This window comes from Corynebacterium sp. HMSC05D08 (assembly GCF_001807215.1).
Lineage (GTDB): Bacteria > Actinomycetota > Actinomycetes > Mycobacteriales > Mycobacteriaceae > Corynebacterium > Corynebacterium striatum.
In genome coordinates, this window is record NZ_KV788330.1 from 1 (window position 1) to 18559 (window position 18559).

General features: G+C 58.5%; 20 protein-coding genes. 12 read left to right on the forward strand and 8 right to left on the reverse strand.

Annotation, left to right across the window (positions count from 1 at the left end; all coding sequences use genetic code 11):
* Positions 1–118: 118 nt before the first annotated feature.
* On the reverse strand, positions 119–1159 hold the full coding sequence (locus HMPREF3148_RS06340) for a pseudouridine synthase (protein WP_172954287.1): 1041 nt from the start codon (positions 1157–1159) through the stop codon (positions 119–121).
* Here HMPREF3148_RS06340 and HMPREF3148_RS13685 point away from each other — a divergent pair.
* The 4 genes from HMPREF3148_RS13685 to HMPREF3148_RS06355 all read left to right on the forward strand — a co-directional run bounded on the left by HMPREF3148_RS13685 (position 1107) and on the right by HMPREF3148_RS06355 (position 3301).
* Positions 1107–1250, forward strand: a complete 144-nt coding sequence (locus tag HMPREF3148_RS13685; protein ID WP_005529397.1) for a hypothetical protein — start codon at positions 1107–1109, stop codon at positions 1248–1250. The two genes, HMPREF3148_RS06340 and HMPREF3148_RS13685, sit on opposite strands and share 53 nt — an antisense overlap.
* Positions 1251–1293: 43 nt before the next feature.
* Positions 1294–2190 (forward strand): universal stress protein, encoded by an 897-nt coding sequence (locus HMPREF3148_RS06345; RefSeq protein WP_005529399.1) that lies wholly within the window; start codon positions 1294–1296, stop codon positions 2188–2190.
* Positions 2191–2351: 161 nt separating this feature from the next.
* Positions 2352–2615, forward strand: a complete 264-nt coding sequence (locus HMPREF3148_RS06350) for a GlsB/YeaQ/YmgE family stress response membrane protein (protein WP_005529400.1) — start codon at positions 2352–2354, stop codon at positions 2613–2615.
* Positions 2616–2692: 77 nt separating this feature from the next.
* On the forward strand, positions 2693–3301 hold the full coding sequence (locus HMPREF3148_RS06355; protein WP_049064309.1) for a TetR/AcrR family transcriptional regulator: 609 nt from the start codon (positions 2693–2695) through the stop codon (positions 3299–3301).
* Here HMPREF3148_RS06355 and yidC read toward each other — a convergent pair.
* Positions 3258–4226 (reverse strand): membrane protein insertase YidC, encoded by a 969-nt coding sequence (gene yidC, locus HMPREF3148_RS06360; RefSeq protein WP_049160086.1) that lies wholly within the window; start codon positions 4224–4226, stop codon positions 3258–3260. The two genes, HMPREF3148_RS06355 and yidC, sit on opposite strands and share 44 nt — an antisense overlap.
* Before the next feature lie 60 nt (positions 4227–4286).
* Between yidC and HMPREF3148_RS06365 the strand changes: the two genes are divergently transcribed.
* Complete coding sequence (locus HMPREF3148_RS06365) at positions 4287–5018, forward strand: class E sortase (protein ID WP_049160083.1); 732 nt, start codon at positions 4287–4289, stop codon at positions 5016–5018.
* Between the two features lie 175 nt (positions 5019–5193).
* Here the strand turns inward: HMPREF3148_RS06365 and HMPREF3148_RS06370 are convergent, their stop codons facing one another.
* On the reverse strand, positions 5194–5751 hold the full coding sequence (locus HMPREF3148_RS06370) for a DUF2020 domain-containing protein (RefSeq protein ID WP_049160080.1): 558 nt from the start codon (positions 5749–5751) through the stop codon (positions 5194–5196).
* On the opposite strand from HMPREF3148_RS06370, the gene HMPREF3148_RS06375 reads away from it, so the two are divergent.
* Both HMPREF3148_RS06375 and HMPREF3148_RS06380 read left to right on the forward strand, forming a co-directional pair.
* Complete coding sequence (locus tag HMPREF3148_RS06375; RefSeq protein WP_049160077.1) at positions 5750–6922, forward strand: sensor histidine kinase; 1173 nt, start codon at positions 5750–5752, stop codon at positions 6920–6922. The two genes, HMPREF3148_RS06370 and HMPREF3148_RS06375, sit on opposite strands and share 2 nt — an antisense overlap.
* Before the next feature lie 42 nt (positions 6923–6964).
* Positions 6965–7603 (forward strand): LuxR C-terminal-related transcriptional regulator, encoded by a 639-nt coding sequence (locus tag HMPREF3148_RS06380; RefSeq protein ID WP_005529414.1) that lies wholly within the window; start codon positions 6965–6967, stop codon positions 7601–7603.
* A gap of 19 nt (positions 7604–7622) precedes the next feature.
* Here HMPREF3148_RS06380 and HMPREF3148_RS06385 read toward each other — a convergent pair whose 3' ends face one another.
* Complete coding sequence (locus tag HMPREF3148_RS06385) at positions 7623–8255, reverse strand: DUF6474 family protein (protein WP_034657035.1); 633 nt, start codon at positions 8253–8255, stop codon at positions 7623–7625.
* 63 nt (positions 8256–8318) lie between these two features.
* On the opposite strand from HMPREF3148_RS06385, the gene HMPREF3148_RS06390 reads away from it, so the two are divergent.
* Positions 8319–9785: a TM0106 family RecB-like putative nuclease gene (locus HMPREF3148_RS06390; RefSeq protein WP_193394759.1), complete on the forward strand. Its 1467-nt coding sequence runs from the start codon at positions 8319–8321 to the stop codon at positions 9783–9785.
* 94 nt (positions 9786–9879) lie between these two features.
* On the opposite strand, the gene HMPREF3148_RS06395 is transcribed toward HMPREF3148_RS06390, so the two are convergent.
* Complete coding sequence (locus HMPREF3148_RS06395; protein ID WP_236081450.1) at positions 9880–11160, reverse strand: copper oxidase; 1281 nt, start codon at positions 11158–11160, stop codon at positions 9880–9882.
* Between the two features lie 11 nt (positions 11161–11171).
* Positions 11172–12323, reverse strand: coding sequence for an MFS transporter (locus HMPREF3148_RS06400; protein WP_049146766.1), 1152 nt, complete (start codon positions 12321–12323; stop codon positions 11172–11174).
* Between the two features lie 156 nt (positions 12324–12479).
* On the opposite strand from HMPREF3148_RS06400, the gene HMPREF3148_RS06405 reads away from it, so the two are divergent.
* Positions 12480–13385, forward strand: a complete 906-nt coding sequence (locus HMPREF3148_RS06405) for a LysR family transcriptional regulator (protein ID WP_049064294.1) — start codon at positions 12480–12482, stop codon at positions 13383–13385.
* 98 nt (positions 13386–13483) lie between these two features.
* Here the strand turns inward: HMPREF3148_RS06405 and HMPREF3148_RS06410 are convergent, their stop codons facing one another.
* Positions 13484–14086, reverse strand: a complete 603-nt coding sequence (locus HMPREF3148_RS06410) for a superoxide dismutase (RefSeq protein WP_049064292.1) — start codon at positions 14084–14086, stop codon at positions 13484–13486.
* Between the two features lie 193 nt (positions 14087–14279).
* Here HMPREF3148_RS06410 and msrA point away from each other — a divergent pair, with 193 nt between their 5' ends.
* Complete coding sequence (msrA, locus tag HMPREF3148_RS06415; RefSeq protein WP_034657037.1) at positions 14280–14930, forward strand: peptide-methionine (S)-S-oxide reductase MsrA; 651 nt, start codon at positions 14280–14282, stop codon at positions 14928–14930.
* Here msrA and HMPREF3148_RS06420 read toward each other — a convergent pair.
* Positions 14927–16774, reverse strand: a complete 1848-nt coding sequence (locus tag HMPREF3148_RS06420) for an alpha/beta-hydrolase family protein (RefSeq protein WP_049064291.1) — start codon at positions 16772–16774, stop codon at positions 14927–14929. The genes msrA and HMPREF3148_RS06420 overlap by 4 nt on opposite strands.
* A 130-nt stretch (positions 16775–16904) precedes the next feature.
* Here HMPREF3148_RS06420 and HMPREF3148_RS06425 point away from each other — a divergent pair, with 130 nt between their 5' ends.
* On the forward strand, positions 16905–17852 hold the full coding sequence (locus HMPREF3148_RS06425) for an L-lactate dehydrogenase (RefSeq protein ID WP_049064316.1): 948 nt from the start codon (positions 16905–16907) through the stop codon (positions 17850–17852).
* Entirely contained in the window at positions 17852–18550 is a 699-nt protein-coding gene (locus HMPREF3148_RS06430) for a glycerophosphodiester phosphodiesterase family protein (protein ID WP_049064289.1), read from the forward strand. The genes HMPREF3148_RS06425 and HMPREF3148_RS06430 overlap by 1 nt, the downstream gene beginning before the upstream one ends.
* Positions 18551–18559 lie beyond the last annotated feature (9 nt).

Genomic DNA, 18559 nt, shown 5'->3' on the forward strand with positions numbered 1-18559 from the left:
CGGAACACCGGTACCCAAAACCCGCATCTGACAGTTTGGGCGTATCAATAGCCGTGTTCGGTTTGCATCATTTCCTCTGCTTATTTTGTCGCTGGGATCGACGTACGAATTACAACATTTATGGGTGGAGGAAATGATGGGCTACTAAAGGTAAATTCGAAACGAATTCCCTTGGTTTTCCAGTCAGAGGATCGATGAACTCGATGCGTGTCGCGGTGAGATGCATTGGTACGCGCATGTCTTCGGCGTCGGCGGGGAAGGTAACCGGGTAGACGGGGTCGCCAAGGATCGGCACACCGGCCTCCCACATATGTAGGCGAAGCTGGTGCGTCTTTCCGGTCTTCGGCTTGAGCGTGTACTTAGCCAAAGGCGGCTGCGGACCGTGAATAGCTTCGTAGGGTTCGTTATCCACGGGGTTAACGCCGGCAACCTCAGTGAAAGCATTTGGTTCGCCCGCTACCAGCCTGCCCTGGATCTCACCCGGGGTTTTCTCAATGCGTGACTCCCACATGGCGCCGATGGGGACGTCGGAAAGCGGGGCGATAGCCTCGTAAGTCTTGTGGACTCGTCGTTCCGCAAACAGTGTTTGGTAGGCGCCACGAATTTCTTTGGTCTTTGTAAACACGAGGATTCCTGACGTGAGCCGGTCTAGCCGATGCGCGGGCGACAGGTCATCGATGCCCGTGATGCGCCGCATCTGAACCGTCGCGGACTGCACGATGTGCTTGGCACGCGGCATCGTGGCCATGAAAGGTGGCTTGTCCACCACCAGCAAATGCTTGTCTTCAAACAGGATCGGAATGTCGTAAGGTACCGGCTCCTCCGGTGCAGGGATCCTATAGAAGAAGACGTCCTGGTCCTTGGTGAGCAGGGTCTCTGGTTTCAGCACTGTTTGATCGCGCAAGACCACTTCGCCTGCGTCGAAGCGTGCTTGGAGCGCCGCCGCGTTGTCGTCTGGGTGCCGGTGGCGTTGAGTCTGAATGAGGTGCTCGAGAAAAGCCCAGGCTGAAATAGAGCCTTCCGGTACACGCGCACGGGTGGGGTTCAACCCATCTTTAATCGGCAACGGGCTGAAGCCTTTGCGCATATGTACTAGTCTGTTCTCCATGGATTTTGACTCTCTTCTTGCACCGGTAATTGAATTCTTCTCCACCGGCATTGGCGCTGTAATTGCCAAGGTCGCGGAGTTTATTTACAGCGTACTTTTCCCAGCTAACGCAGGCGCTGCAACAACTGCGGAGATTGGTTAATACGTACTACACTTGATGGTATAACCACCTGAAAGGAAAGAACATGGCCAAGGAAGACATTGTTGTTGTTGCCGTAGATGGTTCGGAAGCCTCCAAGAACGCTGTTCGTTGGGCAGCTAACACTGCCCTCAAGCGTGGTATTCCTCTCCGCATTGCCTCCAGCTACACGATGCCACAGTTCCTCTATGCAGAAGGCATGGTTCCCCCAAAGGAGCTCTTTGAGGATCTGCAGGCTGAAACCCTCGAGAAGATTGAAGAGGGTCGCGCGATTGCGCACGAGGTTGCTCCAGAGCTGAAGATCGGACACACCGTCGCAGAGGGTTCCCCGATTGATATGCTCCTGGAGATGTCCCAGGACGTCACCATGATTGTCATGGGTTCCCGCGGCATGGGTGGCCTCTCCGGCATGGTGATGGGTTCTGTTTCCGCTTCCGTGGTTTCCCACGCTGCCTGCCCGGTTGTTGTTGTCCGTGAGAACAACAACGTCACCGAGCTGAACAAGTACGGTCCGGTTGTTGTCGGTGTCGACGGTTCTGAGGTTTCCCAGAAGGCCACCGCGTACGCTTTCAAGGAAGCTGACGCTCGTGGCGCAGAGCTGATTGCGGTTCACACCTGGATGGACATGCAGGTTCAGGCTTCCCTCGCCGGACTGTCCGCAGCCCAGGCTGAGTGGGCAGAAGTCGAGAAGGAACAGGCGGAGCTGCTGACCGAGCGCATCGCTTCCTTCCAGGAGGAGTACCCGAACGTTCAGGTAAAGAAGCTCATCGCCCGCGACCGTCCGGTGCGTGCGCTTACCGACGCCTCCGATGGCGCCCAGCTGCTCGTCGTTGGTTCCCACGGACGTGGTGGCTTCAAGGGCATGCTGCTCGGATCTACCTCCCGTGCACTGCTGCAGTCGGCGCCTTGCCCAATGATGGTTGTGCGCCCAGACTCTGCTTAATAGCTGGCAACCAGCCGAATTGGCTGGCAATCTACTAACGATTGAGACACGATTTTAGGAGCGACCTGCGGAAAGACAGATCGCTCCTTTCTTTTTCCCAAAAATGCTGGAACCATGGTACTTGTAGCTGAAACAACTAATACTAAAAGGAGAGAATTGCTATGGGTATGGGTCTAGGATTCTTTGGTTCGATTATCGTCGGTATTATCGCTGGCTGGTTGGCTGAGAAGATCATGAAACGCGATCACGGCCTGCTGACTAACCTTATCGTCGGTGTACTTGGCGGCCTCTTGGGCGCAGGCATTATGTCCTTCTTCGGTTCGAGCTCCCCGAATGGCTGGATCATGATGATCGTCGTCGCCACCTTGGGTGCTTGTTTGCTTCTGTGGATTGTTGGTCTCGTTACCAAGAAGTCGGCGAAGTAGATCCGAATCTAATTCGCAAACATACCGGTTTGTCTATATTGTGTAGATGAACCGGTTTCGTCGTTTTAGGAGAGGATATGCCAGAAAAGAAGTCGCGCAGGAATCGTCCGAGCCCGCGCAGCCGACTCCTCGAGTCCGCGACCAATCTCTTTACCACTGAGGGCATTCGTGTCATCGGCATCGACCGCATTCTCCGCGAAGCTGACGTGGCCAAAGCATCCCTTTACTCCCTCTTCGGCTCAAAAGACGCCCTCGTCATTGCGTACGTAGAGTCCCTCGATGAGAAGTACCGAGCTGACTGGGAAGCGCGCACTGAGGGGCTTACGGATCCGCACCAGAAGGTGCTTGCGTTCTTTGATAAGGCAATCGAAGAACAGCCCGATATGGAATTCCGCGGCTCGCACTTCCTCAACGCAGCGGGCGAATACCCGCGCCCCGAAACCGATGCTGAACGGGGAATCGTCGCAGCCTGTATGGAGCACCGCAATTGGATGCACTCCACTATGACGGCACTTCTGACTGCGAAGAATGGCTATCCCTCGGCAACACAGGCTAGCCAGCTGCTTATTTTCCTAGATGGCGGCATGGCGGGTGCTAGGCTTACCCGCGAACTATCGCCTCTTAAGACGGCGCGAGAACTCGCTATTCAGCTTCTTTCTGCGCCGCCTGCTGACTATTCAATCTAATTTGCTTGCGCGCCTCGCCCAGGATCTGGGCGTGGTGCTTGCGCTTTGCACGTAGGTCTTCCTTGCTGAGTCCCTCGGGATTATTATTCTTTTTGGTGTCCTTGTTGCGCCAGGCGCGGAAGCTATCACGCCGCAGCTGTGTCACGGCGTCGGTAAGCGGGTAACGGCGGTACATGATGTATTCGTAGACCAAAGTTTGGACCAGTGTGTAGAGATAGGTCCAAGCCCAATAGAAGATGATGGCGACAGGGATTGGTCCGCTCATTGCTGCGCTCCACAGTATCCATGGCATCAAAATGATCATCGAGAACATGAACCAGAACATGCGTCGTGGCACTTTCTCATCGAACTGCAAGGTGAGGAAGCTGCGGTATTGGGTGATGATCATGTTAAGAATGGTGAAGCCGATGGCCAGTACCAGGATGGGAACTACGAGATCACGGTGGTCACGGGCAAAGTCCGTAATCGGCACGCCGTTGAGTAGCGCAGCGCGAAATGACGTGACATCGCCAGGTGTGAGCAGGCCGACGTGGTCCACTTGCCCGATGCGCGAGGTACGCAGCACAACTTGGTAGAGGCCGAGGAAGAAGGGCACAATGATGAAAACAGGTAGACAGCCCACGAGCGGGTTGTACTTATAGCGCTCGTGTAGTTCTTTTTGATCCTGTAAGGCTGCGACAGCCTCCTCTACCGTGGTTGCGGCGTCAAGCCTAGCTTTAATTGCATTGGCTTCGGGGCGCATCAAAGCACTTATGCGACCTGAGCGAACGGACAGCCAGTTCAGTGGTGCGATGAAGCTGCGAACAGTAAGAACGAGGAATACGATCGCCACGAGCCATGCCATAGATTCATCAAGAAAAGAGGCAAAGAGCAGGTGCCATAGTTTCAAGATGCCGGAAACGGGGTACATGAAAACTTCGAGCATGATTGTCCTTTGCGATCCATGGATAGGGCACTATTACTGTACAGCGGTTAAGGTAATTCCATGACTAAGACCAGAGTGAGCACTGTCATCGGTGAGCTGATGCTGACTGCTGGCTTGATCTTGCTGCTTTTTTCCTTCTATGAGGCCTATTGGACCAATCTAGAGTCCGGGAAGTTGCAGGACAAAGCCAATGAGAAGCTCGATACTCAGTGGCACAACCCTCGCGGTCAACTAAAGCCCGAGCTTGGCGAGGCTTTTGCGCGTATGTATATTCCGACCTTCGGGTCCGATTTCCATTTTGCCATCCTGGAAGGCACGGAAGATGAAGACCTCTTACGCGGACCTGGACATTATGCCGACACCCAGATGCCAGGCGAGTTAGGAAATTTTGGTGTGGCAGGTCACCGCGTGGGTAAAGGCGCGCCTTTCAACGATTTGGGCAATCTTGAGACCTGCGACGCCATTGTGATTGAGACCCAAACAGAATGGATTACCTATCGCGTCATGCCAATCGATGGCGCGCAGGCCGATTGTTTTACCCCGGAACAGCAGGCTAAGCCCGAATACCAGGGCATCAATGGCCGCCACATAACGCTGCCCAATGATGGTGCCGTAATTAACCCCATCCCAGGGATGGATACGCCAGTGGAGCAGGCATCAGAGGCCTTGCTCACCCTAACCACTTGCCACCCGCAGTTTTCGAATGCAGAACGCATGATCGTCCACGCGATGGAAGTCGGGCACGAGCCGAAGGTAAAGGGACAGACCCCGGCCGTTCTGGAGGAGAATTAAATGTATCGCGCACTTTGGAATCTTTTGCCAGGCCCCACAGTGGTCAGGGTAATACTCGCGATTGTGATTGCGGTTGGAGTGTTCTTCCTTCTTATGGAAGTTGTTTTCCCGTGGGTCTCGGTGATGATGCCGTATAACGACGTCGCAGTCTAACGTCGCTTCAACCCCTGAGGGTTTAGAGTGCCAAGTTCTTAATCGTTTCCTTGGTAATAAGCTCCGCCTTCAAGGTCTGCGCCTGGTTGGACCAGACGAGCACGGCCTTGTTGTCCTTTTGTACCGCGAAGACCGAGTAGGAATCCTCGAAGACACCACGTCCGCCGGACCAGCCATCGAATTCTGCAGGCTCTGTGGAGTCAACGGGCGCTGCCCAGTCAACCACCGCACGAGCTTCTTCTACCGAGGGCATTTCGCGGACGATGACTGTGGCCTGTGGTTCCTCTGGGTAGGACCAGAAGATGCAAGCGGGCGTCTTAAAGCGCTGATCGACGGCCACTCGGGTCATTCTCTGGCCGTTGGTATCGGCAACCCACTGGGAGTCCAGGTAAGGGCAATCCTGATCGGCGCTGGCCTCTGCGGTGGCGTCGATGGGCAAACCGTCGTTGGGTAGTGCCGCGGCGGTGGGGGAGGCGTCGTCAGGCGCTGCCGAAAGTTCGGGGGAAGATAAGCCTTGGGAATCGCAGGCAGATAGGGCGAGCGTGACGACCATGAGGGAGGACAGTAGGCTTTTTCGCATGATGTCCACAATAGATCAGCGCTCGCCAGATACGGAGGCCTTGCGCAACGGCATCCATATTCTTACTGCAACGTTGCTTATCGTTGCGATTTTTACCACCGTGCGTTTGCCGCTGTGGCAGGCAGTCATCAACCTGTTGTTGTTGACCGCTTTTGCAGTGGTTTACTTCGCGGGTTCCGTCTACGTGGAGCAGTGGCCGCGTGGGGCGCGGTACCTGTGGCTCGTCATTCTGACGGTGGTGTGGCTGGCGGACATGTTCGTAGCTCCGGCAGCTATCTACTTGGTCTTCGCCCTTTTCTTCCTCTACCTTTACGTGCTCGACTTGTATGCGGGTGTGGTCTGCGTAGTTATCGCGACGATCATTTCCGTTACGGTGCAGATTCCTGGGGGTCTGACCTTCGGTGGCGTTATGGGCCCAGCGGTCTCTGCACTGGTGACCGTGGCGATCTATTATGCGTTTCGTGCCTTGTCCCTGATGAACCGTGAGCTGATTGAGACCCGCTCTCAGCTGGCAGAGTCAGAAAGGGAGAGCGGAATGATTGCTGAACGCCAGCGCATTGCGCACGAAATCCACGATACTCTCGCCCAAGGCCTGTCCTCCATCCAAATGCTGCTGCACGCAGCGGATCGAGATCTCGACACAGAAGACGTGCCGCGCGCCAAAGAGCGTATCGAACTTGCACGCCGCACCGCAGCAGATAACCTGCATGAAGCGCGCGCCATGATTGCAGCACTCCAGCCGCCAGCGCTTGCTGAGGCCTCCCTGGAAGGGGCGCTCACGCGCATGGCGGAGAACTTCGCTGCCACGAGCGGGCTTGACGTTGAAGTCGACTCTGAGGGCGACGTGCTCAAATTGCCGATGAAGGTCGAGGCTGCCCTCTTGCGCATCGCGCAGGGAGCGGTGGGCAACGTGGTCAAACATTCGGAGGCAACACGTGCGCGCATTACCGTAACTTACGCGCCGGGTGAAGTGCGCGTGGACGTAGTCGATAACGGGCACGGTTTTGACGTAACGGCAGTACAGAACAAACCGGCGGGGTTGGGGCACATTGGGCTCTCGGCGATGCGCCGACGCGCGGAGGAGCTCGGCGGCGAAGTGATCATTGAGTCCACCCCGGGGTCAGGTACCGCGGTGTCAGTTAGTATGCCCTTAAATAACCCTGTAAATTAAACTTTTGGATGATTTTCTCAACCACTTTAGGAGGAAGAGCACGTGATTAGGGTCTTGCTGGCAGATGACCACGAGATCGTTCGCCTCGGGCTGCGATCTGTGCTCGAAGGCGCAGAGGACATTGAGGTTGTCGGCGAGGTAGCAACGGCGGAGGCTGCGGTTTCCGCGGCGCAGGCCGGCGGTATCGACGTGATCTTGATGGATCTTCGTTTTGGCGCAGGAATCGAGGGCACGCGCGTGATGGGTGGCGCTGAGGCAACCGCGGCCATTCGCTCCTCGATGAGCACTCCACCAAAGGTCCTGGTGGTAACAAACTATGACACGGATGCAGATATCCTCGGCGCCATCGAAGCAGGCGCTGTGGGATACCTGCTGAAGGATGCGCCGCCGCACGAGCTGCTGGCTGCCGTGCACTCGGCCGCGGATGGTGACTCTGCGCTTTCGCCGATTGTGGCGGACCGTCTCATGACGCGTGTGCGCACCCCTCGTACCTCGTTGACTCCACGCGAGCTAGAGGTACTCAAGCTCGTGGCCGCGGGCGCGTCAAATCGCGAGATTGGACAGGACCTTATGCTTTCGGAAGCCACGGTGAAGTCGCACCTGGTACATATTTACGACAAGCTGGGGGTGCGCTCCCGTACTTCTGCTGTAGCAGCAGCCCGCGAACAAGGCGTTCTTTAGAAGGGGCTTTTGTCGGAACTTAGTCCTGTAAACGCTTCTGGATTTCAGCAGTGATGTTATCGATCTCGCCCTCGATGGTCTTGTGAACACGGCGGCGCTGCTGATCGGTCATGAACTCAGCGTTATCGATGGAGGCTTCCACCTCGGTCAGGCGCTCCTTGATGTCGCGCTTAAAGCCAGCCGGAAGGTTGGATTCCTTAAGGGAGTTACGGATACCTGTGGTGCGTGCCTTCAGGGAAGCTCCATGGCCGGAGAAGGAAGCGAGCTGGTCAGTAGTCAGGCCTGCCTTTTTGGCACGGTTGGCCTCCAGCTGGCCTTGAGCGGCTACGACGCCGCGGTAAATGAGCGGCAGGAGCAGCGGCGCAGCGGTTCGCAATGCGCCTGCGTAGCGCTTGACATTGTTCTTGTTTAGACGGCCATTCTTGAGCTTATCCAGCTCCAGCTGTGCCATCTTCTTTTCATGCTTGCGGCGCTTCTTTAACCCCTTTTCCTCGGACTTGATGAGTGCCTTCTCTTGCTTTGCCAGCAGCTTCTGCTGGCGCTTCTGTGCCTTGGAGGCTTCCTTAACTTCCGCCTTTACGCGGGTTTTAGCTGCTTTGAGCTCCGCGCGTGCTTCGCGGCGGGCCTTCTTAATCTTCTTAATAATGCTCATTTTCATCCTTTGCTTTTTGTCTGGGTTCAACTTTACCTTGCTGTTCTATTAAGCTCACCCGTTGTGAAGGATGTGCTTGGTGCTGCGGACCTCGTGGGGTGTCGTTATAGGCTCGTGCAGCGGCGTGCCCACCCGGAGATTCCGCGCACGCATGCTTCGCTGGCTAGGGCCGAGCGGCATGCTGCGGCTGTCGACGCAGCCTTGGCGAATTTGCCGGTTAAGGCACCCGGGCGTTTCCGACGCATCGATATTGAAGGGGATGAGTGGGAACGCTCCATGGCCACGCTGGAGGCGCTGGCTTATGGCTACACGCACATCACTAATGCCGTCTTTGCCACCGATGAATGGAAGGTGGAGGTAGATCTTCTCCTGCAAGAGGGCGAAAAGTACACACCAGTTATCGTGTCGAATCACCGCGTCGCTCGGCGCAATGAGAGGGCACGCACTCTGGCGGTGCCGACTCATCGCATCGGTTTGAGCGAGCCGCTTGAGATGCCGTATAGGATTCGCCACCATGCCGTGGATGGTTACCGGCTGGCATTTGCGGCGCTGGCGCTGGAGGAGTTGGGCTTGAACTCTGGCCGGGGCGGCGCGATAGGGCAGGATCGCTCCCAAGCCTTTTTTACTGACACGTCCCGTTACAACGTTGAGGGTGCGCTAGCGCAGCCTCTGCCGACGGGGCCGCGTCGGGTAAAAGAATGTGCGACGTGCCGTTTCTGGCAGCTTTGCGAGCCTGAGTTGGTAGAGCGCGATGATATCTCGTTGTTCTTGCCGGGCGATCGTGCGAACCCATACCGGGAGCGCGGCATTGAGACAGTGCAGGCGCTTATCGATGCTCACCTTGGCGAACCCTCTCAGTTGGCCCAGGCCTGGCGGGAAGGGCAGCCGCTGCTGCGGCGCGCGGCGGCGTCGCCAAGCGTGGGCATCGAAGTGCCCCGTGCCGACGTGGAAGTAGACGTGGACATGGAGGCCTATCTCGACCAAGGCGCCTATCTCTGGGGTGCTTGGTACCAGGGCGAGTATCGCGCATTCGTGACGTGGGAGCCGCTCGGTGGCAGAGCTGAGGCGGCAAACTTTGAGGAATTCTGGTCCTGGCTCATGGGCCTGCGCGCGGAAGCACACGCTGCGGGTAAGACCTTTGCTGCGTATTGCTACTCGGCGCACGGGGAGAACCACTGGATGCGGATGTCAGCGAAGCGCTTTGGCAGACCTGCCCTGGCGGAGGTGGAGGAATTCATCTCTTCGGGCGAGTGGGTCGATATGTTTGTGCATGTCAAGCGTAATTTCGCGGGCCCTTATGGCCTGGGGCTGAAGACGGTGGCGCCGCTGGCCGGATTTGAGTGGCCGGAGGACTTCGACGGCGAGGAATCCGTCAACGCAAGGCGCGAAGCTTTGGCCGGTGATCTTAAAGTTCGCCAGCAGATCCTTGACTACAACGCAGGCGATGTACAAGCCACCCGCGCAATCCGCGAGTTCATGAGCGCCGGCGCGCCAGGCGTGCCCAATCTTGGAGCTATTTCCGTCCCCTAGGCCTTAGACCTTTTACCTTGACGGTGAGCCCTGTCTGGCCCACCGACGACAGTGAATACGACTCTGACTACGAGCCCGAGACTGGTACGGGCTTTTAGAGGAGCAGAAGCGGGGCCAAGATGACGAGGCCAAGTGCGACCTGCTCCCAGGGGACAGTGGTCTCTGGGGCTGGACCCTCGGCCTTTTTCTGTAGAACGGCTTTTTGCGCCTTCACGGCCCGGACGATGAAGATGGGGTAGACCGCGAGCGAGCCGAGACACAGCAGCGCTGCCAGAATCATGGCCCACGAGCTGGAGGTACCCATCCAGATGGCCACGCCGCCATTGATGAAAGTCGCGCGCAGCAAGCCCGCGCGGTTAAGCTCACGCAGGCCAGCGCGGGTAGCAGCGGGTCCGCCGCCCATCGTGGTGGGCAGCAGGTAGCTCATCACACCGAACAACAACTGCGCGGCGAAGCCAATCACCAAAGCTAGCGTTGGGATAGCCGGCTCAGAACTAAAGAAGTGCTGCACCGTATAATAGGTCAGCGCGCCCACCAACCAAAAGGCGGCAGCCAGTATGGAGACAGACGGGTAGTTGATGCGCCCGCGCGGATCTTTGGCCACAGTGAGGACATTGCCTACCCAGCCCTCGAGGCTAAGTATCCAGCCCAGGCAATAGACGATGAGTCCGGCTTCAGGGTGGTTCACAATCGTGCCCAACAGGGTGACCACAACGCCCACCGCCAGCAGCGTGAAGCTCGAGCGCATCCGCTTGTTGACGCCCTTGGTGCGCCAGATGGAGGGGAACAAGATGGTCAGCGAACCTGCGGCTGCCAGCCCAACGAAACCGCCAACGTTGGCGGTGACGTGCGCGATGAGTAGGCGTGGATGTGCCGGATAAACCGAAAGTAACGCGCCCAGAGTAGCGCCCACCGCCAAGAAGAATGCCGAGGCTACATAGGCCGCAATCACCGGACGGAAGCGCTTGTCCTTTGCCTCACGCCATTGCCCAAAGAGGGAAACTCCATGCCAGGCCACCATTGCGGCAACAATCGTGGCGCCCACCTGCGTCAGAATCCAGTGCTGCTCCCAAGCCTTGTGGAGGAGCTGGCCGATGAGGACCAAGACAATGCCCGCATTGAGCATATAGATGCGGTAGAGCTGGCGCGGCCGGGCGGAATCAGGAAGGCGTGCTTGGACGAACTTCTCAGTCAGGTGTTGCGACCACACCACGATGGAATTGGTCAGGATGCCCAGCGTAAACAGGTGAATGAGCACCCATCGGGCGTTAGGGGTGAAAGTATGGAGCGCACCCACGATGATGAAGACCATCATCCATATAGTCACGGGACGAGAAGCCCGTCGATGCCACGTGCGTGCTGACCACTTATCCATAAAACACGAGTTTATTCGTTTTTTCTCAAGGTCAAAGTCAGCACAGTAAGTGCCACCGCGAGCCCCGTATAGACTACGACGAAGCCGGCCCAGGGGAGGGCGTCGAAAAGCAGCCCTGCCACCGCGCCCACCACGGAAGAGCCGAAGTAATAACAAAACACGTACATGCTTGAAGCCTCAGCGCGGTCGTGCGTGGCAAGGTGGCCCACCCAACCTGAAGCCGTGGAGTGCGCTGCGAAGAATCCCACCGTCAGTGCCACGATTCCTACCAACACCACCGGCAGCGGGCCAGCGCATAGCGCGATGCCCACCGTGAAAAGTAGCGACGAGGCGAACAACGTCTTGCCATGACCAATCTGCTGCACCAACTTGCCCGCGCGTGCTGAGGACCACGTGCCGGTGAGGTAGAAGAGGAACACCGAACCCGCCAACGCCGGGGCGAGACCGAAATGCTCAATGAGCCTAAATCCCAAGAAGTTATACATGGACACGAAGGTGCCCATCGCCAAAAATGCGACTAGGAACAGGGGCGCGAGCTGGCGATTATGCCAATGGGCGAAGATGGCGCGCAGTTCATTGCCCAAGCGGATGGACTTCGGCGTGAAGTTGCGCTGCGCAGGAAGCAGGATGATGCAGATCGCCGCGAAGAGCAGGGAGACGCAGGCAGAACCGAGTAGCGCCCAGCGCCAAGAACTAAATTCCAAAATTCCCGTGGGGATAAGACGCCCGCTAAGGCCCCCAATGGAGGTGCCGGCAATATAGAGACCCATCGCGCGGGCAAGATCCTTGGCGTCGAGTTCTTCCGAGAGCCAGGCCATTGCCGTGGCAGGTGCGCCAGCCATCACTGCACCTTGGAGGCCGCGCAACGCGATGAGCGTGGCGGCATTCGGGGCTAGTGGCACCACGAGCCCGAGCACCGTCGCTGCGATGGCGGAGATGATAAGCAGACGCCCGCGGCCGAAGCGCTCCGACAGGATCGAGGCGGGGACCACGCATACAGCCAGCGAACCGGTCGCTGCAGAAATCGTCAGCGCGGCTTGCGTGGAGCTTAGACCCATCTGGTCGACCAAGGTCGGCAGCATGGCCTGTGTGGTGTACAAACAGGAGAAGATTGCGAGGCCCACGAAGAGCATCGCGAGTGTGGCGCGCCGGGTTCTGGTCATGCATCTAGGATGCTCGCTTCCAAAGCATGTGTAAAATGTGTGAAACCATATATTTCCATGCATAACATGCATGGTCAGATGCGCATGGCGTGATACGCATGGCATAGCGAGCATGATTTTGCTCGGCAGGAAGAAACTACAGGAAGAATCCAAGCGATGAATCTCGAGGATGTGCGCGGAGTAGTCGCCGTGGCCGAGCAAGGCTTGGTGGGTGCTGCAGCTGATGACCTGGGGATCTCCCAATCGGCGTTGACTCGGCGTGTGCAGCGAATTGAGCAGCAGCTCGGGGCGAGCTTGTTCTCCCGCACAGGGCGGCGGCTGGTCCTCAACTCCCGCGGGGTGGCTTTTGTTCAATATGCGCGGACTATGCTCAGCGCGCAGACCGCCGCGCGCGATGCGGTGGCACGCCTTATGGATCCTGAGCGGGGAACCGTGCGCCTTGACTTCATGCATTCGTTGGGCACTTGGATGGTCCCTGACCTGGTCAAGGCCTATCGCGCCCAGCACCCGCACGTCGATATACGGCTACACCAAGGAGCCGCGCGTGAGCTCGTCGAGCGCGTGCTTGCCGGCGAGTCGGACCTCGCCCTTGTGGGCCCGCGTCCGGCAGGGGTGGCGCAGTCAGGCGAATCGGCACCCTCATCGAGCGTGACGGAAATCGGCTGGCACCAGATTGAGCTGCAGCGTCTCGGTCTCGCCGTGCCTGAGGGGCATTGGGCAGCGGGGCGGCAAAGCGTGGACATCGCTGATTTCCGCGATGAGCCATTCATCGGCATGTTGCCTGGCTATGGCACGCGCATGCTTCTCGATGCCCTCGCTACCAAAGCGGGATTCTCCCCGCGGCTGGTGTTCGAATCGATGGAGCTGACCACTGTGGCCGGGCTTGTCGACGCCGGACTCGGCACCGCACTGCTTCCCCTCGACGACCCTTATCTCCAAGCCCGCAACCTCATCCCGTTGGAGCCACCTGCCTTCCGCGAACTCGGCCTCGTGTGGCGCCCCGGCGATGACGCCCCGCCCGTGGAGCAGTTCCGCGACTTCATCGTGGCGCGCTCAGTCTGACGGCTTAAGGGACATTTGGCCCTTAAGCCGTCTGACTGGGGCAAGAAAAAGACCGCCCGGAGGCGGTCTTAACCAATGCAAGCTAACGCGTATGCGGCTTACTTGGAAGCTGCAGTGAAGCGCTCTGCAACGTCATCCCAGTTGAAGACGTTCCAGACAGCCTTGACGTAGTCAGCCTTAACGTTCTTGTACTGCAGGTAGAAAGCGTGCTCCCACATATCGAGCATGAGCAGCGGGGTGAAGTTGATGGAGGTGTTGCCCTGCTGATCGGTCAGCTGCTCAACGAGGAGGCGGCCAGCGATGTGGTCGTAGCCCAGGACAGCCCAGCCGGAGCCCTGCAGGCCAAGAGCCGCAGCGTTGAAGGCCTTCTGGAAAGCCTCGAAGGAACCGAAGTCACGGTTGATAGCCTCAGCCAGCTCGCCGGTTGGCTCGCCGCCACCGTTAGGGCCAAGGTTCTTCCAGAAGATGGAGTGGTTGGTGTGGCCACCCAGGTTGAAAGCAAGGTTCTTGTACAGAGCGCGGAGGCGGTCTGCATTGCCCTCGCCCTTAATCTCAGCGTCGATAGCCTCGAGAGCTGCGTTTGCGCCAGCAACATAGTTTGCGTGGTGCTTGGTGTGGTGCAGCTCCATGATCTCTGCGGAGATGTGTGGCTCGAGAGCGTCGTATGCGTAGTCGAGTTCTGGGAGTTCGTAGACAGCCATTGTTAATTCCTTTCTTTGGGTACGGTGCCCAATGATAGGAGCGCTGAAAGAATTCCGCCACAATTTATCCGGAACGAATTACGCTCGGGGCGCGTTAAAACCTATATGGGCCGTCATGGGGCGGTGTGCGAACGCCTGCCCCGTGGGCGAAGTTGCCGCCCAAATACCCCAAGACAACGAGCAAGGAGATGTCATGTCGTGGTTGTTTAAGCCGGAACCAAAGATTGTGAACAGGGAAGATGCCCTTCCCGGCCGTGCGGAGCCGATCCTGGATCCACGCCCGCACGCGGTGCTCGGCACTCCGATCACTGGCCCGTGGAAAGAGGGACAGAAGTCCCTCCTGATCGCTATCGGCTGTTTCTGGGGCGCGGAGAAAATGTTCTGGGAAACCCCCGGTGTGGAGTCCACGTCCGTTGGCTATGCCGGTGGCACCACCCCGAACCCTACGTACTACGAGGTCTGCCGCGGCCTGACTAACCACGCTGAGACCGTGCAGATTACCTATGATCCCGCGCAGGTTAGCCTACATGACTTGGTGGTCAAGGCCTTGGAAGCCCACGATCCCACACAAGGTTTTCGGCAGGGCAATGACGTGGGCACGCAGTACCGTTCCGCGTTCTACCCAGAGACTGAGGAAGAGCGTGCGGAGATCCAGGAGATCGTGGATTCCTACGCAGGCAAGCTTGCCGACGCCGGCTTCGGTGACACCACCACTGAGGTCAAGCTCCTCTCAGAGACGGACTCCGGTGCCTACTACCTCGCCGAGGACGAGCACCAGCAATACCTGCACAAGAACCCCAACGGCTACTGCCCGCACCACTCTACTGGCGTCAAGTGCGGCTAGAACCGCTTCCTTACTTGGGTGCGGAAATCTGAGGGCTTGTTGAGCTGATCGCGTTCCACGAACACGCGCATCCTCTCCGCCAGCTCTGGCGTGAGCTGGGTGCGTGCTTGTGAACCGAGGACGGAATCCCAGTACCAGAATGTTTCCTCAAAGTAGTTGTGGCCGTGGCCGCCCGGCACATTGAGGGAGTTGAGCTGATCGAGGGCTACCTGCCAAAAAGTGATGAAAGGTGCCCACGGCAGGCGTTTGAATGTATCGGCATACAGCGTGTTCGGTGCCGGTTCATGAATCCAGTCTGGGCGCATGAAGATAAGGTGGCGATCCCACCACACGATGGCATCGGATGCGTGCTGGCCAAAGACCACGCGGGGACGGTGCCAGCGCTCGTATTCGCTGCCGAAGGCATCGTGTTCCATGTGCGCTGGGGTGGAGGCAAAACGCACGTGCTTGCCGGCGTCGATAAGTGGCAGGCGTTCCAAGGAACCGCGATCACGCCCGCGGGCCAGCCGCCGCGTAAACGTAGTCATGCGAGGAGGGCCGGTGAATACCGCGCCGTCGCAAGACTGCAGAAGATCGTCTAGGTCACGGTAATTTTCCACGATGCCGTAGCAGCCCAGGGATTCGCCGGCGAAATACAGCTTCGGGCGATCGTCTTCGGGCAGCGTCGAAAGCCGTGACTGCACAGCGTTGATGAGCTCCCGCGCGGCGTCGACTGGCGCCTGGCGGTCAACGACGTAACAAAACACCGAAGGTAGATAGGAGTACTGCAGGGTGACCGTGGCGCAGTTGCCATGGGTTAAGAACTCGTATGCTGAAACCGAATAGTTGTTGATCCAGCCGGAGCCAGCGGGCAACTGGATGACGATGGTCTCCCGGCGAAAAGCGCCGGTGCGTTCTAACTCAGCCAATGCCTGCTGAGCGGCGCTGATGGGGCCGCGCCCTTGGACTAAGCCGACGAAGATGCGGATGGGCTCGTGAGCGCGGTTGCAGATCATCACCTCTTTAATGTCGTGCGCACGCGGGCCGCGGTCCAGGAAGGCGCGGCCTTGGGAGCCGACTGCAGTCCACGGCTCAAGGGACCATGGGCTGCCACTTCGCTCCGGCTCCCACGGCATGACCGAGCCGGGATAAACCAGCTTGTTGAGCTGCAGTGCTTTGAGGGAGGCGTCGTGGATGAAGCGGCGCCAGAGCATGCGATTGCTGAGGAAAGCAGCGGCGTAGCTGACCGCGGCACCGGCCAGCGGCCAAGCCACCCACCGGGGGAGCCATCGCTGGACCCCGCGGGAGAGCTGAGTGACAGTGATCTGTGCGGCTTCCCCGACGATGAGCAGCGTGCCGTAACCAACTGTTCCGAGGGCAATGCCGAGAAAGGCGGATTCAGGGCCGCGCTCGTTGTACTTATTGACCAGCTTTGCCTGTGCGCTCTGGTTGCGAAGCGAACGCACGCCTACGGCCAGGGTGATGGCGCCCAGGGCAAGGTGCGTACGGCTGCGCAGGGTAGGGCCAACGCGATCCTGGGGGCGTTTGCCAATGGCGTGTAGTCCACGCTTGGTGATGAACGCGGCCGTGGTCGCGGCCAGGTGGCCTACGCCTTGGCCGATGGCGACGTTGGCGGCCGTGACCCACCACGGGCGCGGAAGGAGCGAGGGCGAGACCGCCGCCCAGGTGGCAATCTCGGCGGCAAAGATGCCGGGCGCCATGTTCTGTGGCAAACGTCTCCTGCCGGTCATGCGTACACCAGGTGTAAGATCGCTGAGCACTTCCAGCCCAAAAACCGCAGATGACAAGGTGCGAATCGCTGCGGCGCGGACGAATTTGCGGGCGAGTTGGCGCATGGGCACCATTCAACCAGCTCGGAAAGCACCCTGCAGAGTATGTCCGATCGGACAATTTGTGTGTGAGATCAGACTGCCGACTATGTGAGATCGGGCGCACAACGGGCACAAATCGGAAATAGAGGGCACAATGGGGGCCATGGGAAATCATGTTGGAAACAAAGTTGTACTCATCGGCGCAGGCGACGTTGGAATTGCCTACGCATTCGCATTGGTAAACCAAGGCACCGTCGATCATCTTGCAATCATCGATATCGACGAGAAGAAGCTCGCCGGTAACGTAATGGACCTCAACCACGGTGTTGTCTGGGCGCCATCCCGCACCCGTGTCACCAAGGGCACCTACGAAGACTGCGCTGACGCCTCCATGGTCGTCATCTGTGCTGGCGCTGCACAGAAGCCGGGCGAGACCCGCTTGCAGCTCGTGGACAAGAACGTCAACATCATGAACTCCATCGTTGGTGACGTCATGAAGAACGGCTTCGACGGCATCTTCCTCGTGGCCTCCAACCCAGTGGACCTGCTCACCTACGCAGTGTGGAAGGCCTCCGGTCTGCCGCACGAGCGCGTCATCGGCTCCGGCACCATCCTGGACTCCGCTCGTTACCGCTACATGCTCTCTGAGATGGATGACATCGCCCCGACTTCCGTACACGCTTACATCATCGGCGAGCACGGCGACTCCGAGCTCCCGGTTGTCTCTTCGGCCAACATCGGCGGTGTGTCCTTGTCCCACCGCTCCGAGAAGGACCCGGGCTACAACGAGCGCATCGAGAAGATCTTCGAAGAGACTCGCGACGCTGCCTACACCATCATCGACGCCAAGGGTTCCACCTCTTATGGCATCGGCATGGGCCTGGCACGCATCACCCGTGCAGTCATCCAGAACCAGGCAGTTGTGCTTCCGGTTTCTGCGTACCTGCAGGGCGAGTATGGCGTTGAGGATGCCTACATCGGCACCCCAGCGGTGATCGACCGCTCCGGTATCAACAAGGTCGTTGAGCTGGCGCTCGATGAACACGAAAAGGAGCGCTTCCGCGCTTCCTATGAAACGCTCAACAAGATCAAGACTGAGATTTTCGGATAGTGAAAATCGTCGCGCACAGGGGATACTCCGGTAAATATCCGGAGCTATCCCCTCTCGCATTTGCTAAGGCGCTCGAGCTGCCGATTCACGGCCTCGAGTGCGATATCCGCCTGTCTCGGGACGGCAAGGTGGTGGTCAACCATGACCCCACCTTGGATCGCACCGCAGGTAGGCCCGGCCGCATCGCACAGATGGACTGGGACGAGCTGCGCCACGTCGACATCGGCGATGGGCAGAACATGCTGCTGCTCGATGAACTGCTAGAGATGCTGGGCGATAATCCGCACCATCTCTACATCGAAACCAAGCATCCTTCCGGCCAGGGCGATGTCCTTGAAGAACAGCTGGTGCTGCGCTTGCGTTACGCCGGGCTTCTCGACGACCCCCGCATCCACATGATTTCCTTCTCCCATAAGGCAATCCGCCGGATGCAGTCCCTTGCCCCTCAGGTGGACCGTTTCTACTTGCGGCGTGACTGGGAACGCCACTTCCCAGATGTCCTTCTGTCTCGTCCGACGGGGCTGGGAATGTCACTGTTGCGTGCAAAAATGCGTCCCGCTGACATTGGGGCGTTCGACCTGCCCACTTATCTGTGGACCGTGGATAGGTCCGACGATATGAAGTGGGCGTGGTCGAACGGCATCGATATCCTCGCCACGAATCAACCAGAAGTAGCCCTACACGCCATAGAACTGTAGGCAGCAGGT

Coding starts and splice junctions, on each gene's coding strand:
- HMPREF3148_RS13685 (WP_005529397.1), top strand. CDS start 1,107: ATGGATTTTGACTCTCTTCTTGCACCGGTAATTGAATTCTTCTCCACC.
- HMPREF3148_RS06340 (WP_172954287.1), bottom strand. CDS start 1,159: ATGCCGGTGGAGAAGAATTCAATTACCGGTGCAAGAAGAGAGTCAAAA.
- HMPREF3148_RS06345 (WP_005529399.1), top strand. CDS start 1,294: ATGGCCAAGGAAGACATTGTTGTTGTTGCCGTAGATGGTTCGGAAGCC.
- HMPREF3148_RS06350 (WP_005529400.1), top strand. CDS start 2,352: ATGGGTATGGGTCTAGGATTCTTTGGTTCGATTATCGTCGGTATTATC.
- HMPREF3148_RS06355 (WP_049064309.1), top strand. CDS start 2,693: ATGCCAGAAAAGAAGTCGCGCAGGAATCGTCCGAGCCCGCGCAGCCGA.
- yidC (WP_049160086.1), bottom strand. CDS start 4,226: ATGCTCGAAGTTTTCATGTACCCCGTTTCCGGCATCTTGAAACTATGG.
- HMPREF3148_RS06365 (WP_049160083.1), top strand. CDS start 4,287: ATGACTAAGACCAGAGTGAGCACTGTCATCGGTGAGCTGATGCTGACT.
- HMPREF3148_RS06375 (WP_049160077.1), top strand. CDS start 5,750: ATGATGTCCACAATAGATCAGCGCTCGCCAGATACGGAGGCCTTGCGC.
- HMPREF3148_RS06370 (WP_049160080.1), bottom strand. CDS start 5,751: ATGCGAAAAAGCCTACTGTCCTCCCTCATGGTCGTCACGCTCGCCCTA.
- HMPREF3148_RS06385 (WP_034657035.1), bottom strand. CDS start 8,255: ATGAGCATTATTAAGAAGATTAAGAAGGCCCGCCGCGAAGCACGCGCG.
- HMPREF3148_RS06395 (WP_236081450.1), bottom strand. CDS start 11,160: ATGGATAAGTGGTCAGCACGCACGTGGCATCGACGGGCTTCTCGTCCC.
- HMPREF3148_RS06400 (WP_049146766.1), bottom strand. CDS start 12,323: ATGACCAGAACCCGGCGCGCCACACTCGCGATGCTCTTCGTGGGCCTC.
- HMPREF3148_RS06405 (WP_049064294.1), top strand. CDS start 12,480: ATGAATCTCGAGGATGTGCGCGGAGTAGTCGCCGTGGCCGAGCAAGGC.
- HMPREF3148_RS06410 (WP_049064292.1), bottom strand. CDS start 14,086: ATGGCTGTCTACGAACTCCCAGAACTCGACTACGCATACGACGCTCTC.
- msrA (WP_034657037.1), top strand. CDS start 14,280: ATGTCGTGGTTGTTTAAGCCGGAACCAAAGATTGTGAACAGGGAAGAT.
- HMPREF3148_RS06420 (WP_049064291.1), bottom strand. CDS start 16,774: ATGGTGCCCATGCGCCAACTCGCCCGCAAATTCGTCCGCGCCGCAGCG.
- HMPREF3148_RS06425 (WP_049064316.1), top strand. CDS start 16,905: ATGGGAAATCATGTTGGAAACAAAGTTGTACTCATCGGCGCAGGCGAC.